The sequence below is a fragment of the Butyricimonas faecalis genome, assembly GCF_003991565.1.
Classification (GTDB): Bacteria; Bacteroidota; Bacteroidia; order Bacteroidales; family Marinifilaceae; genus Butyricimonas; species Butyricimonas faecalis.
Map to the genome: position 1 here is coordinate 1,530,794 of NZ_CP032819.1, position 16,112 is coordinate 1,546,905.

Genomic DNA, 16,112 nt, shown 5'->3' on the forward strand with positions numbered 1-16,112 from the left:
CCTTCAATTGCTGGGCAAAGATATATATTTAAAACGTTTGCGCAAACTTTTTTAAGAAAAAAAACGTTCGCGTATAACTAATCTAAAAGTTCTTTGTTTTTCATTTTTTTATCCATACATTTGTATGAGTTTATGACATTAAACGAGAGAGTTAACATCATTATTAACCAAATAATAAAAAAACAAATGTCAAAGATTAAAGTTGGTATCAACGGATTCGGACGTATTGGGCGTCTGGTTTTTAGAGCAGCAATGACAAGAAACGATATTGAAATCGTTGGGATTAACGACCTCATCGATGTCGATTACATGGTTTATATGTTGAAATATGACACCATGCATGGTCGTTTCAACGGAACCGTTGAAGCTAAAGATGGAAAACTCGTTGTAAACGGTCACGCAATCCGTGTTACAGCAGAGAGAAACCCGGAAGACTTGAAATGGAACGAGGTAGGCGCAGAATATGTAGTTGAGTCAACCGGACTTTTCTTAACCAAAGAAAAAGCAGAAGCTCACTTGAAAGCTGGGGCCAAAAGAGTCGTAATGTCCGCCCCGTCAAAAGATGATACCCCGATGTTCGTGATGGGTGTAAACCACAAAACTTACGCCGGACAAACTATTGTATCTAACGCATCATGTACCACGAACTGCTTGGCTCCGCTAGCGAAAGTAATACATGATAAATTCGGTATCGTTGAAGGTTTGATGACCACCGTACACGCTACCACCGCTACCCAAAAGACCGTTGATGGTCCTTCCATGAAAGACTGGAGAGGTGGACGTGCCGCTGCAGGTAACATCATCCCGTCATCTACCGGAGCTGCTAAAGCCGTGGGTAAAGTCATTCCGGAACTGAATGGTAAATTAACAGGTATGTCATTCCGCGTACCGACATTGGACGTTTCTGTTGTTGATTTGACTTGTCGTCTGGAAAAAGCCGCAACTTACGAAGAAATCAAAGCTGCCATGAAAGAAGCCTCTGAAAACGAACTAAAAGGCATCCTTGGTTACACCGAAGACGAAGTCGTTTCTTCTGATTTCTTAGGAGATGCACGTACTTCTATTTTCGATGCTAAAGCAGGTATTGCGTTAAATTCAAACTTTGTAAAACTCGTATCTTGGTACGATAACGAGTGGGGTTACTCCAACAAAGTTCTTGAGTTAATAGCTCATATGGCTACTGTAAAATAAAAAAAGGGGCAATCGCCCCTTTTTTAGTTCCTAAACTTACACACATAACCACATGGAAAACAACCAGCAGCAACGACCCTACAAATTGGGTTTGGCACTAAGCGGAGGAGGAGCGAGAGGTTTCGCTCATTTAGGAGTATACAAAGCAATGCAAGAACTGGGAATCAAACCGGATATTATTTCGGGAACCAGTGCAGGGGCAATAGCCGGACTCATATTTGCATCCGGTCATTCGGCAGAAGACGGGCTTGCATTTTTCAAAAACAAAAAACTACTTGACTTTGCACGTCCTTTGGTCTCCAAAACCGGTATCATGAATATGGCAGGAATGGAAAAAAAGTTATCCGAATTTATCCATATTGATACATTCGAAAAACTACAAATTCCCCTGGTCGTCACTGCCACCAACATGAATTTAGGTATACCCACACATTTCAGCACGGGAAAAGTAATTCCCTGCGTACTAGCCTCCTGTTCCATTCCGATCGTGTTCGTACCTGTCACGATCAATCACCAGCAATATTCGGACGGTGGAGTATTTATGAACCTACCCGTACGGCCCATCCGAGATTTGTGTGACATCGTCATCGGAGTCCATATTGACCCGCTGGAGCCTTGCAATCAAATCAAAAGCATGGTACATCTAGCAGAACGATCCTTTCACATGGGAATCCTATCAAACATGAGTATTGACACTCGCTTGTGTGACATCGTTATTATTCCCAAACACATCAGCCAATACAGCATGTTCGACCTCAACAACATCGATAAAATTGTGGAAGAAGGCTATCAACAAGCTAAAATCGTGTTCGCTCGTCCTAAGATCATGAAAAAACTAAGTGCACTCTCCCCTTGTAAAGGATGAGCCAAAGTGGGTTCATCGAAAATCCAACTTCACTAAATCTAAAAACTCCATGTTTCCCTCCTTACAAAACCTCGGAATATCCTCGTTGAACGAAATGCAAGAAACCTCGCTGAAAGCTCACAGAGAAACCGATCACATCATCCTGCTCTCTCCCACCGGATCGGGCAAAACGCTAGCTTTTCTGTTACCCTTACTAGAAAACCTCGACCCGGGTAACACGAAAGCACAAGCCATCATCCTGGCACCATCGAGAGAACTAGCCTTGCAAATAGAGCAAGTATTTCGCTCATTAAAAAGCGGCTTCAAGGTTGTATGTTGCTACGGGGGACACGACATTAACGAGGAAAGTCGTAGCCTATCATACACTCCCACGCTGATCATCGGGACTCCGGGACGCATACTTGACCACATCACCCGGGGAACAATCGACACGAATTCCATTTCCACGATCATCCTTGATGAATTTGACAAGGCGCTGGAATTTGGATTCCAAGAAGACATGGGAACCATCTTTTCGCACTTACCACACTTAAAAAAGCGTGTTTTAACCTCTGCAACATCAGCCGTCAAAATTCCGGAATTCACGGGACTTCATGATCCACTTGTACTTGATTTTCTGGAAAATGCAGAACCCATCAAGTTAACACTTAAAAGTGTATACACCGAAAGCTACAACAAACTTGACACACTCTACAAGCTACTCTGTGATCTAGAGGAAGGTCCTACTCTGATTTTCTGTAACTATCGAGAACGAGCAGAAGAAGTGAGTAACTACCTATGGGATAAAGGTGTGAACAACGAATATTTCCACGGGGGAATGGAACAGGAAGAACGCGAGCGAGTACTGTGCAAATTCCGTAACGGAAGTACTTACATCTTTATCTCTACCGACCTTGCATCCCGTGGTCTGGATATCCCGGAAATAAAGTATATTATTCACTATCACCTACCCGAAAAACCGGAAGCTTTTATACACCGAAATGGAAGAACAGCACGGATGAATGCAGCCGGAACAGCTTTCCTCCTGCTCGAAAAAGATACTCCGCTCCCAGATTATTTACCTGATGCCCCGGAAACATATTTGCCTGTCGGTAAGTATCCGGCCCCGGCAGAACCATACTGGTCCACCCTCTATATCGGAAAAGGCAAAAAAGACAAAGTAAACAAAATGGATATTGTCGGTTTTTTATGCCAGAAAGGAGAATTGAGAAAAGAAGAGATCGGTAAAATCGAAGTCAAGGACCATCACTCTTTTGTCGCTGTAAAACGAGGCAATCTAAGACAACTACTTTCCCTCATCCGAAGAGAGAAAATCAAAAATATGCGGGCTAAGATAGAAATTTCAAGGTAAATACTCCAGGCAAGTTTAAGAGGAAGAGGCTCTCAACTTATATATTCTTTCATTTTTTCCACGATCTTCGGATTACCCGACAATATCGCGATTCCCCGATCATCCCGGAATGGTTCAACATGTCCACCTGCCTCTTCCACGATAAGCACTCCGGCACATACATCCCAGAGTTTCAACCCCAATTCCCAATACCCATCCAGAAATCCGGCCGCCACCCCGCAAAGATCGTAAGCGGCAGAACCCATACGCCGTATTCCTCGCAAATGTGGCAAAATACGACTTAGATTATCGATATTATTCACGGGGTGTATTCCTTTGTCGTAAGGAAAACCGGTGGCTAAAACCGATCGATCGAGTTCTGTTTTATCAGAAACATGGATTAGAACATGATTCAAGAAAGCCCCTTTCCCCCGGATAGCCGTGTACAACTCGTCCAAGTAAGGAGCGTACACCACGCCGAGTAAAGTTTCTCCTCGATATTGTAGCCCGATAGACACGCAAAACACGGGTAACCCCTGACTGTAATTATTTGTCCCATCCAACGGGTCCACCACCCACAGATAGTCGCTATGAGCGTCATGCTCCCCACTTTCTTCCCCCAATACACTATGATCTGGAAAACACGTACCTATCCGCTCGATCAGCATGGATTCACTTAGTTTGTCCACCTTCGTCACGACATCATGCACCGTTGACTTCGTTTCTATATCCAAATGACCGCTTCTGAAGTAAGACCGTTGTACTTCTCCAACTTCCTTTGCCCACGCAACCGCAAGCTCCAACGTGTTTTCCAAATCAATATTCATAGCTTTTAGTCCTTTTGGGGATTTTTTTTGGTAAATATCACTTTAACCTTATATAAAAGTGTCGCATAAGGAGGTATCAAATATTGCCCTTCATAACTTTTTACCCCATTATAACCATATCCCATACCTGAAGGAACAAGAATATAAGCCTCCTCGTCAACCTTCAGTTTTACAACTCCTCGCTTGAAACCCTCAATCAAATTCGGGACATATAGTGTAACTTTTTCATCATCTTTCATCTCGGTAATCGCACGAAATTTATCATTGATTTCGTCCAAAATATAAGCATCATAATGTATAGTAACACTATCTGTTAATTCCACCTGTTGCTTATCAGTCTCAACATGTATTTTTGCTACTTGTGTAATTGTATCTTTGCCACTTTCTTCATTTAAAGGTAATTGTATGGGCTGTTCTTGTATCTCATCTTTTACTGATTCTAGAAAATTTTCTATCAATTTATTCTCATAAGCCAGCAAAGACATATCTTTAATCACTTTTTCTACCGTATATTCGTAATAGGAATAAGTCGTATTTCCAAAAAATCCAGGAGTCAGACTAGAATAAAGAGCTTCTGCTTTTGTTCCCTCCGGAATATAGGCAAAAACATCAGCCATTGGATTTAGTTCATTCTCATCCTCCTTCATAAACATATAGATAGGACCACCTAAAGCAACAAGTGGGGTCACATCAACACCAACAGCAAGATACTTATCAGAGGTATCTAATACTGTCCCATCAAGGGTTTTTCGAACATAATTATACAAGACAAAATCCCCATTCCCTGCAGTCATGCCATTCTCTTTGTAATTAAATACATATGCATTAGCAACAAAATTCTTTCCCCCGATCGAACCTTCATATTCAAAAAACTGCTTTGGACTTTTATCTTTTACATACTCAGCCAACTTTTCCTTTTCTTTCTCATGTTCTCCAAACCAATCATAACTATCGTCATCAGAACACCCCATGAAACCACTTGCCAGCAAAGCAAGCAACACAATTAAATAATTACTTTTCATTTTTCGTTTCTATTTAGCTGTTATTTTTCAAATCATTCTTCTTCCGTTTTAGGCGGAACTACTTTGCGAATCCGTATCCAATACCACAACGTTGAATATGGAGGAATTAAATATTGTTTTAACTTCGTACGATCTCGAAAAGTTATTTCCCGGGTTGTACCCCCTGCCCCGTAGGCCATTCCATAAGGCACAATAACATGTGCAGAATCCCCAGCTTGTAAACGCTGTAATCCTTTTACCAACCCTGCCGGATAATTTCTCTGCCAAGTCTCATTAAATAAGAAATAAATAGAATCACGCCCCATACTTCTCAACACCCGATTCTGCAACCCCACATCATCCAACAATCCGTAATCCATTTCCAACAAAACAGAATCCCCCACTTGAATATTCCGATCACCCGCACCTTTCTCCACAATAGCGGTATAAGTAACGGTATCCCGCTCCGTAACCGACGTAATTTCATACGTAGGAAAATCCTCATAAGGCTTTCTCACAAAAAAACTACTCCCCAAATAACTTTGAATCAACTCATATTCATTTACTTTCACATCGTTAATGAGCTTATGCGCTTTTAACTTATAATGTAACGGTTTCCCATAATTATTTTTATCTCCGGCCAAAATAGAGGGTACAATCATTTCCCCTCCCGTACTTCCTACACCAATATGTCGAAACGCTTCCGCCACATAATCATATTTCTTTACCGTGTCATAACGATAAAGTACCGGTCCTCCAAAGGCATAAGTGAACGTGGAATCCCCCTGTTCGGGAGACGTCGTATCCAATTTAGCTCCATTCAGATAAAATTTCTCGTAATCCATCAACACCCACCCTGTATCTTTAGCCACCTCACCACTATTATCGTAATTGAAAATAAAAACCGTATCGATCAACATACCATGCACACTATAATACTCAAGATAAAGAATAGGCGTGGTAATCTGACTCAGGTACTCGTGAATAGCAATCTTCTCATTTTCCAATGTATCAATCAAATCGAGCTCCTCTTCATCGTTATTACAACCGAAGAAAGTCAACGCAAACAAACTGCTTAATAGAATCAGAAATTTATTCATTATACTACTTATTATCTATTGGTACTTCTACCCATGCACCTTGATGCAAACGCATCGTGCTCTTTATTCCGACTTCCCGCAACCACTCGAATGCCAACGCCCGATTGTCATTTATCAACTGGGGCAAATGAGCATCAGAATTCACCATTACGGGAATATTCAACTCTTTCAACCACTTGAAATACTTCACGTTCGGGAACATCATTCCCTTTCTCGTGTATGCCTTCGTGTTCACCTCTACCATAACCCCTTTTTCCGCTATCAAGGACATATAATCCCACAACAACCGGTTATACCACTCTTGTTCCGTCAACGTGCTATCCATCAGTGAACCATTCATGGATATTTTATCCAAATGCGCCACGAAGTCAAAACCACCCAACTCCACCATCCGGGAAGATGCCTTGAAATAAGCCTTCACGAGACATTTCAGATCATCATGAAAAACCAAACGCAAGTTCTCCCTAAAATCCTCGAACTTCCCGTCCATGTCCATCATCTCTCCCGTCTGTTCCTCCGTTACAAGATGCACTGAACCGATACGATAATCCAACGGCAAACGCTGAAAATACTCTACCGCCGGTCCCCAATCATCATTGAGATAATCAATTTCCATCCCCCCGTAAAGCTCGATCTGCCCCGCGTATTTCTCTCGCAAACGCTTTATCTCCATCAAGTAAGCTTCTACATTCCTCTTGCTTAAAGACCAACGAGTCTCAAAAGGAAGCGGTGAGTGTGAAGAGATACCATAACTATGGAATCCCGCCTCGATGGTCGCTTTCACAAAATCCTCCGCCGGAGCTTTCCCGTCACAAAAATCACAATGACTATGATACGTGCATAAATCCATTAGCTACTCCTTCACCCAAGCATGAACAATTTCGGCCACGTACATCTTGTGGAAATCCTTTTGGCCGTACAGACTATCCACGACTTTTTTATCCAAAAAATCATCTTCCTTCAAGAAGTCGGCATATAATTTTTTACACTCCAACACCAACGTAGCCTCCTCGAAAGCCGGATTCCCAGCCTCCGTGAAATAGGGTGTCAACCCGCTTTCCTGCACCTTATTCACGTCACGTCCCGAAACAGAACCGCATACATCCAACGCATGACGGTACTTCTCGTCAAAAAACGACAAAGTAAACTCATCTTTTCTCTCAGTAAACTCAAACGTGTAACGTTGCGGACGCACGAATACCATCACCACGGGTTTATTCCACAAATACCCCATCGATCCCCAACTCGCCGTCATCATATTGAACTTCTCCTTATCCCCGGCAGCCACCAGCATCCAATCCTGCCCGATCAACTTAATCACGTTCTTGTCTATATCTTTCGGTGCAATCTTTTTCATATATCGTAAATCTAAAATTATTACATTCTCTCCGGCATCTCTATTCCCAACATACCCATGGCATTCTGTATCGCCACGCTACATTGCTGTGCCAGTAACAAACGCAAATTACGCACTTGCTCGTTCTCCTCCTTCAGGATAGAGTAATCATGATAGAACTGGTTAAATTCCTTTGCCAGTTCATAAGCATAGTTCCCGATCAATGCCGGGCTGTAATTATCTCCGGCCTCTTTCACGACCGCGGGCAATTTAGCAATCAGTTTCACCAAATTCTGTTCCTTCTCGGTCAATGCCGTATGAATATCTCCCGGAACAATCTTAACCCCGGCCTCTTCCGCCTTACGCAAAACCGACTTGATACGGGTATAGGTGTACTGGATAAACGGTCCCGTGTTCCCGTTAAAATCAATCGATTCCTTCGGATTAAACATCATGGTCTTCTTCGGGTCAACCTTCAATATAAAATACTTCAACGCACCCAAAGCCACTTTACGATACACGTCCTCGGCCTCTTCCTTCGTGTAACCGTCCAGTTTCCCCAACTCCTCGGAAGTCGCACGAGCCGTGTGAATCATCTCCTCGATCAAATCGTCGGCATCCACCACCGTACCCTCGCGGGATTTCATTTTCCCCTCCGGCAATTCAACCATACCGTAAGAAAGATGCTTGATCTTGTCGGCCCAATCAAATCCCAGCTTTTTACAAACCAACGATAATACTTGGAAATGGTAATTCTGCTCGTTACCCACCACGTATATCTCCTGATCCATGTTAAATTCATTGAATCGATCGTATGCCGTACCGATATCCTGCGTCATATAAACGGAAGTTCCGTCATCCCGCAACAACAACTTGTGATCCAACCCATCACCCGTAAGATCGGCCCACACGCTTCCGGTATCTTTCCGGTAAAGCACACCGTCAGCCAATCCTTTCAACACGATATCACGTCCTTTTTTGTAAGTCTGTGACTCAAAATATACTTTATCAAACGAGATTCCCATCATTTTATAGGTCTCGTCAAAACCTTTCAACACCCAATCATTCATAGTCCGCCACAAAGAGACCACCTTCTCGTCCCCGGCCTCCCACTTACGCAACATCTCCTGAGCCTCCAACAAAATCGGGGCCTCTTTCTTCGCCTCCTCTTCCGTCTTGCCCTGCGCCATCAACTCCTTGATCTGCGCCTTGTACTCCTTGTCAAAACGCACGTAATAATCCCCCACGAAATGATCCCCCTTGATTCCCGTGCTTTCCGGAGTAGCGCCATTAGCAAACTTCTCCCAAGCAATCATACTCTTGCAAATATGAATACCCCGATCATTCACCAAGTTCGCCATAATCACTTTATGCCCGTTTGCCTTCTGTATCTCGGAAACAGACCACCCTAGAAAATTATTCCGGATATGTCCCAAATGCAACGGCTTATTCGTGTTCGGTGAAGAGTATTCAATCATGTAAGTCTTCCCGCTAGGCTCCTTCGCGTAACCGTACTTATCCTCTTTTGCCACGTCATTCAACACCTCGATCCAGTAAGCGGAAGAAATCACCACGTTCAGGAATCCCTTGATCACGTTGTAGGTTTCCACCTCTTCAATATTTTGTTTCAAATACTCTCCCAGCTCTTTAGCCGTTTCTTCTGGCGATTTTCTGGAATATCGGGTAAACGGGAAAACGACCACGGTCAAATCACCGGCAAATTCCTTCCGGGTTTCCTGCAATTGTACGTCTTTCTCGGTTAATTCAACCCCATAACAAGCCTTTACGGCCTCCAGCACCTGCTGAGTAAGCATTTTTTCTATCGTCATATCTCTCAAACTTTTAATACAATATAATCCATTGATCTGCAAAAATACAATTTCTTGCTATAAATCCCCGCTAAACCCGAAAAAAAACAGCATAATTTTTCCCTTGCCCTCATGATCTCAAAAAAATCACAACAACAAGGGAAAAATCCTTAATTTATAACTGAAATTCACGATTTATGAATTACGATTTACAATTAAAAAGTACCAACCATTCGAGACCGAAATCATAAATCTAAAATCCTACCGTCCTCCCAAAATTCTCACATACTCCGCGTATGCCACCTTATACTGGTAATTCGCCGAAACCACGTTTGTATAGGCTTGCAACCAAGTCACCTGCGAAGACAACACATCCAGAATCGGTAGTTTCCCTTCATTATAACTAAAAGTATTCAATTTCAAGTTTTCCCAGGCTATCTCCAATGTAGAATTAGCAATCTCCACCTGTTTCCTATTCTCGTTCAACTTCACCCAAGCATTTGCCAATTCCTCTTTCACTTGATCCTCTACTTTACTCATGATCAATTCCTTACTCACCTCCATCGCACGATTCTGTTTCACGTACTGATGTTTCTCTCCCCAGTTAAAAATAGGCATACTCAACTTTGCAAAAGCCACCGTCGCAAACTTCTCGTCACCAGCAACATTAATCAACGGCGTACCCCACGTCTCCTTCACCCCCACGGCAAACTGCGGCAGATATTTGGAACGTATAATCTTGGTCTGTTGCTTGGTCAAATTAAAATCCTGCACGGCAATCTGGTAATCGGCCCTCCGTTTCAAGGCCACCTCCAACGGTTGCAAACCCGGAACCATCACCGGTTTCTGAATCGAGTCCGTAATAACCCACTTTTCCTCTAAAGGAACCCCCATCATGATTTTAAACGACTGCATCGCTGTCTGGTAATTCATATTCCGGGTAGACTCTTGCAACTCCGCCTCCTTCAAGCGAGTCTTCACCATCAACAAGTCCGTCTTGCTGATCGCCCCCTCGTCAAAACGCTTTTGTACAATTCCGTCCAATTCCTTCACGATCAACACGAACTCTTGGGAGATATAAAACAAACTCTCGTTAGCCGCCAACGTCCAATAACTCACGTCAGCCGCATAAATAATATTATCGGTCGTCAACTCTTCTCCCAAACGGGCAATCGCTTTCTGTAACCTAGCCGCCTCCTGCTGCTTGCGTACCATACTCCCCGCGTACACGTTCTGCGACAATGCCGCCTCCACCGAATAATTATTGTGTTTCAGATCAACCCCCTGCATAAATTCCACGTCTTCTATCTGATACGAAAAATTCCCACTCAATTGCAATTTCGGGAAGAATCCCGTCTTTACCCCCTTCAACGCGTATATTGCCGCCTTAACAGCCTCTCTCGATTGCTTGATGTCCTGATTATACTCCAGCACCTTCGCCCGGTACTCCTCGACCGTCAAGGTCTGCGCCTTCACCGTCCCCGCCAATAACAAAACCATTCCTATACTAAATAAAACCCTCATAATAATTGAAAATTGAGAACTGAAAATCTAAAATCCTAAATCTTAAATCTTAAATCCAAATCACTCCGCTTTTATCCCGAATATCAAACAATACGTCACGGGCAACACCACGATAGTCAATAAACTGGCTACCAACAAGCCCCCCATGATACAGGCTGCCATACCGCCAAACATCGCGTCGAACAACAAGGGCAGCATACCCAATATCGTCGTACCCGAAGCCATGGCTACCGGAACGATTCTTGACTTCGTGGCCTGCAACACGGCATCCAGCGGGGCCAACCCGTTCTCCTGTTCGATACCGATCTGGTCCACCAGTACAATCGCATTCTTAATATTCATCCCGACCAATCCCAACACGCCCAGTAAAGCGAAAAAGTCAAACATTTTTCCCATCACCAGCAAACCAAAGACCACCCCGATAAAAATCAACGGCACCATCAGCAATATAACCATCGGTTTCCTATATGTTCTGAAAAGCAACAACAACACGACAAACATCAAGATAAACGTCAACGGCATATTGGCTGCCAAAGCCTCGTTGGACTCCACCTGACTTTCCTCCTCCCCAAATATTTTCATCCGGTACCCTTCCGGCATCTCCATACGCTTCACCTTGTCCCATACTTCCGTGAAAGCTGCTTTCGTATTGGCTCCCCGTTTGGGATCACATTGCGCCATCATCACCCGATCCCGATTATACCGCTTGATCACGTTATAATGATAATCATAAGCAAAGCTATCCACCACCTGTGCCAGAGGCACCGTGAACCCTTGCGTGGCAAACACGGGCAGCGTCTTCATGTTATCTAAATTCTTACTATCAAACCCATCCTCCTTCAACAATATCGGCATAAACAAATCCTTCTCCCGGAAGTCCCCGATGGCCAACCCATTGGTGGCAATCTTCAAAGCGTAAGCCACCGACTGGCGGGTAATCCCCAGGCGTTGTCCCCGTTCTTGCGAGTAGGCCGGTTCCCAAACGGGAACTTGATTTCCCCAACTACTTCGAATATCCGTCACCATGTCACATTCCCGCATGACATCCATCGCCCGTTCCGTCAAGGCAGCAAGCGTGTCAACGTTCTCCCCGATAAATCCGATCTCGATAGCGGCCTCCACCGCCGGAGACAACTTGAACAAAGAAGAACGGATCAACATATCCGGATAATTCTCCCGCACGTAAGTATTCAAACGCTCCTCCACCACCGGAGACTGCTCCTTTTTCTTCACTTCGATCAACAAATTCCCGAAATTCGCCTTCGGTCCAAAAGACGTGCTTGCCAGATAATACCGCAATGGCGATCCCCCGATCGTCACCGACACGTTCACCACCTCATCCTGCTCCAGCAAATAAGCCTCAATATCCGACATCATATCCTCCGATTCACGAATACTGAACCCTTCCGGCAGAAAACAATCTGCCCGGAAATAAGGTTTATCCATACTCGGAAAGAAATTCTGTGGCATAATCCCCATGATATACATGGCCACCAAGAATAAACAGACCACCGAGACCATCGTGATCACCTTGCGCTTAATCAATCCCCGTAACACAAAAACAAACTTATTATAAAACTTCGTATCGTAAGGATCTTTACTCGAATCTCCGGAACTCTCCTTCAATATAAAATTACCGAACACGGTCGTCTGCGTCAACGCCAGAATCCAACTTAATCCCAACGAAACCGCCAACACGATAAACAACGGTTTCACCATCTCCGCCACGGAAGAAGGCGCCAAATACAAGGGCAAAAAAGAAAATATAGCAATCAGCGTGGCCCCCAGCAATCCCCATTGCGGAACCGTCGCCCCCTTGATCAAAGCATCCCGCCGACGCATACCCTTCCTAATCAATATTTGAGCATTATCCGTCACCACGATAGCATTATCCACCAACATCCCCATCGCGATAATAAAGGCCGCCAGCGATGTCCGGTTCAACCCGACCCCCATAAACTGCATAATCAGCATCGTACCACCAATCGAGAAAATCAACGACGAACCGATCAGTAACCCGGCACGAGTCCCCATCACCAGTAAAATAATAAAGATCACGATCACCACGGACTCCACCAGGTTCAACAGGAAACCATTGTTTGCCTCCCGCGCGATCTCGTTCTCCGGGTAAAGAGTCACGAGTTCGATCCCCACAGGCATCAACTCCTCCAACTGTCTCAACCGCTCCTTCACCTTATCCCCCGTCTTCACCACGTCACGCTCCGGATCGGTCGAAATACCGATGCCGATAGCCCGTTTTCCATTCACCCGCATCAAACTACTCGGCGGATCCATGTATCCTTTTTCAATCGTGGTAATATCCCCCAGCCGGACCTGTTGTCCCGCCTGGGTTACAATCAGCTGGTTACGAATATCATCCAACGTCTTGTACGTCCCGTCAGCCAATATCTTCAATTCCAAACTCCCCGCCCGTTTCTCTCCCGTGTTAATCAAGGAATTCTGCGACTTGATCGTCTGTATCAAAGAGTTCAAATCAATTCCCGAATTTGCCAACTTCGACATGGAGATAAACACGTTCACCACCTCCGTCTGTTCACCGTACAGGGCCACCTTCTGCACCCCGTCCACGGAAACAAGCTGGGTCTTCAACTTTTGTCCCCACTCCCGCAAATCGTGATAAGAAAAACCCTCTCCGGCCGTCAGCCCGTAATATATTCCGAACACATCGCCGAAGTCATCCGACACGCTGATCATCGAGGCCCCCTGTGGCAATGAAGGTTGTATATTCAGCACCTTACGCCGCAACTCGTCCCACATCTGGGGCATCTCCTCCGGTGGGGTTGCCGGGTTCAACTCGATTTGTATTTTAGACATCCCGTAATAGGAATCCGATTTGATCTTATAAACCCGGCGCATGGATTGAATTTCCCGCTCGATCGGCTCCGTGATTAACTGCTCCACCTCATTAGGTGTGGTCCCCGGGAATCTCGTTATAAGGACCGCCGTTTTAATCACGAAAGGCGAATCCTCCTTTTTCCCCAGCAGATCGAAAGACAAAACTCCCCCGACTAACAATATGGCCAAAAAGAAATAAACCACCTTCGTGTTTTCCAGCGAATATCTAGCTATATTCATCATATCAACCTATTTAAGCAACTTCACCTTTTGACCTTCCGTTATATAATTCGCTCCTGCCACGACAATCGAATCCTCATCCGTGAGCCCCTTCTGCACCATAATCTTATCACTCCCAAACAACTGCCCGATCTCCACGGTCCGGCTGGTCACCGTTTCCGTCTTCGGGTCATACACCCAAACACACGTCTCGTTCGAGGTGGGATTCCTGAACAAAGCACTCATCGGTACAATATAATTACCCTCCACCGGAGTTTCAATCTTCAAATTTACTTTACAAGAAAAACCGGGATATATATTATGCTTGTCCCTCGAAAACCGGGAATCGTCAATCACCAATTTCACCGGAATACCCGTCCCATCAGGGGAGGCATCGATAAATTCTTTCACCTTTGCCTTGAACCATAACCCCTTGTAAGTGTCAAACTCCACGGTCACCGTCATGGGCGTGCGTGTCAAATCAACACTCGTTTCCGGCAACGTAAAACCAACAGCCAGCTTGTTCGGGTTAACCAACTTGACAATCGACTCGCCCGGATTCACTTTCTGGTAATTCTCCACGAACTTCTTCTCCACGAACCCGTCAAAAGGAGCTCTTAATTTCGTGTTTTCCAGCGTGTTTACCGATGTCTCGTAAGCCGATTTACCTCTTATATAATTCGCCTCGGCAATCTCGTACTCCTGTTGTGAAATCGCCTGCATGGAAAGCAATCTTCTATTCCGTTCCAACTGAGATTTAGCCGTCAAATAAGCCGCCTTATTCGCCTCAAACTGCAAGCGATAATCCAACGGGTCAACCGCCGCAATCACCTGCCCCTTTTTCACTTTCTGCCCCTCGTCCACGTTCATCGCTATCAATGGCCCGGACAACTTAAACGCCAAATTACTATATTCTTCAGCCTCCACAACACCCGTGTATAATTTATTGATAGCCCCTAGTGACTCTACATTTACCACTTTCACAGGACGTACAATGTCCTGATACGCGTTATCCTTTTTCCCTTGGCAGCCACTCCACAAAAGAACAACCAAAACATAAAGAATCCATTTAAATCCCATAAAACAAACCTTCTTATTTATTTTACAAATTATTTATCACCCCATCACTCGATTAAATAGTAATGGATGAATTCATCGAACATTTTAACAAATAACTTAATAATTAGAGTCCATTCCCCTCGACCCGATACGCTACCCTAACAATCTTATTGATCATTAACCTGACTCGTATACGAAAATAAATAGACAAAGTTGTATTCTATGGGCAAAACAACAAGATAGAAGAATTTAATATTCTGACACTACCTTATCTTTATTTTATTCTTCATCAAGCACAAAGCAGTCCCAAGAAAATTCATTACTATCGTAATCTATAATGGCCTTCACCTGTACACTCACAGGTTTCCCGTCTAAGATTGCCGGGGCCCATTTTACTTCGGTGCTAAATAAACGTCCCGGGAACATTTGTCCTGTAATAATAGGTGCAATTTGCCTGTGATATAAATCATCTGCATATTTTAAATTTGAAAAATAACCCTCTTTATCTACTATAAAACTAAATTTTATACTTCCTAATACGGGAGAGGCATTCACGGGATATTCAATCTTTTCCACGCTATAGCTGTTTTTAGAATAAATGTGCATGGCAACTTGGTGAATATACCTCGTCAAGTTGTATCTTTTCCCGTAAAATCTTTTATCCGGTTCTCCCCATTTTGGTCCTTCATCAAGCATGACAAGATCACCTTTTGTGTTCAAACTGATAGAGAAAGCCAAACTGGAAGTTACTTTTTTACCATTTTCTCGACTCGCTTTCCAATTTCGTGACATTGATACCACTCGTTTTATTTCGTTTACAAGAGCCGTATCAGAAAGGTTTTCAACAACGCAATTTTTAATTTTTCCTCTTTTGGTTACCCAAAAATCAGTCTCGAAATCACATTTGCGTGAAATGTTGTTCAAATAAGCCATGTTACTAAATAACAGATCTGATTCCGTGAGATTAACACGAAACGGTATATGCTGGTGCAGTAT

The 16,112-nt window shown here is 44.0% G+C and carries 13 protein-coding genes; 3 read left to right on the top strand and 10 right to left on the bottom strand.

The window, feature by feature from the left end:
• The first annotated feature begins 186 nt into the window (after positions 1-186).
• Genes gap through D8S85_RS06975 form a run of 3 tightly spaced genes read left to right on the top strand, consistent with a single transcriptional unit; the run spans position 187 to position 3,407 of the window.
• Positions 187-1,191 (top strand): type I glyceraldehyde-3-phosphate dehydrogenase, encoded by a 1,005-nt coding sequence (gap, locus tag D8S85_RS06965; RefSeq protein ID WP_106480079.1) that lies wholly within the window; start codon positions 187-189, stop codon positions 1,189-1,191.
• Between the two features lie 52 nt (positions 1,192-1,243).
• On the top strand, positions 1,244-2,056 hold the full coding sequence (locus D8S85_RS06970; protein ID WP_106480080.1) for a patatin-like phospholipase family protein: 813 nt from the start codon (positions 1,244-1,246) through the stop codon (positions 2,054-2,056).
• A gap of 49 nt (positions 2,057-2,105) precedes the next feature.
• A complete protein-coding gene (locus D8S85_RS06975) occupies positions 2,106-3,407 on the top strand; it encodes a DEAD/DEAH box helicase (protein ID WP_106480081.1) in 1,302 nt (433 codons plus the stop codon).
• Between the two features lie 32 nt (positions 3,408-3,439).
• On the opposite strand, the gene D8S85_RS06980 is transcribed toward D8S85_RS06975, so the two are convergent.
• The 10 genes from D8S85_RS06980 to D8S85_RS07025 form a co-directional block, all read right to left on the bottom strand.
• Positions 3,440-4,213 (bottom strand): inositol monophosphatase family protein, encoded by a 774-nt coding sequence (locus D8S85_RS06980; RefSeq protein WP_106480082.1) that lies wholly within the window; start codon positions 4,211-4,213, stop codon positions 3,440-3,442.
• 5 nt (positions 4,214-4,218) lie between these two features.
• Entirely contained in the window at positions 4,219-5,235 is a 1,017-nt protein-coding gene (locus D8S85_RS06985) for an FKBP-type peptidyl-prolyl cis-trans isomerase (RefSeq protein ID WP_106480083.1), read from the bottom strand.
• A gap of 32 nt (positions 5,236-5,267) precedes the next feature.
• On the bottom strand, positions 5,268-6,314 hold the full coding sequence (locus D8S85_RS06990; protein WP_106480084.1) for an FKBP-type peptidyl-prolyl cis-trans isomerase: 1,047 nt from the start codon (positions 6,312-6,314) through the stop codon (positions 5,268-5,270).
• Between the two features lie 4 nt (positions 6,315-6,318).
• The gene (locus D8S85_RS06995) at positions 6,319-7,164 is read right to left on the bottom strand and encodes a histidinol-phosphatase (RefSeq protein ID WP_127074910.1); all 846 of its coding nucleotides are present in this window, start codon (positions 7,162-7,164) and stop codon (positions 6,319-6,321) included.
• Between the two features lie 3 nt (positions 7,165-7,167).
• Complete coding sequence (locus D8S85_RS07000) at positions 7,168-7,671, bottom strand: flavin reductase family protein (RefSeq protein WP_106480085.1); 504 nt, start codon at positions 7,669-7,671, stop codon at positions 7,168-7,170.
• 20 nt (positions 7,672-7,691) lie between these two features.
• Positions 7,692-9,479 carry an arginine--tRNA ligase gene (gene argS, locus D8S85_RS07005; RefSeq protein ID WP_127074911.1) on the bottom strand — a complete coding sequence of 596 codons (1,788 nt, stop codon included), beginning with the start codon at positions 9,477-9,479 and terminating at the stop codon, positions 7,692-7,694.
• A 240-nt stretch (positions 9,480-9,719) separates the two neighbouring features.
• Entirely contained in the window at positions 9,720-10,982 is a 1,263-nt protein-coding gene (locus D8S85_RS07010) for a TolC family protein (RefSeq protein WP_172726481.1), read from the bottom strand.
• Between the two features lie 60 nt (positions 10,983-11,042).
• Positions 11,043-14,078 (bottom strand): efflux RND transporter permease subunit, encoded by a 3,036-nt coding sequence (locus tag D8S85_RS07015; protein ID WP_106625004.1) that lies wholly within the window; start codon positions 14,076-14,078, stop codon positions 11,043-11,045.
• A gap of 9 nt (positions 14,079-14,087) precedes the next feature.
• Positions 14,088-15,137, bottom strand: a complete 1,050-nt coding sequence (locus D8S85_RS07020) for an efflux RND transporter periplasmic adaptor subunit (protein ID WP_106480088.1) — start codon at positions 15,135-15,137, stop codon at positions 14,088-14,090.
• Between the two features lie 258 nt (positions 15,138-15,395).
• Positions 15,396-16,049, bottom strand: coding sequence for a hypothetical protein (locus D8S85_RS07025; RefSeq protein ID WP_127074912.1), 654 nt, complete (start codon positions 16,047-16,049; stop codon positions 15,396-15,398).
• Between the last annotated feature and the right edge of the window lie 63 nt (positions 16,050-16,112).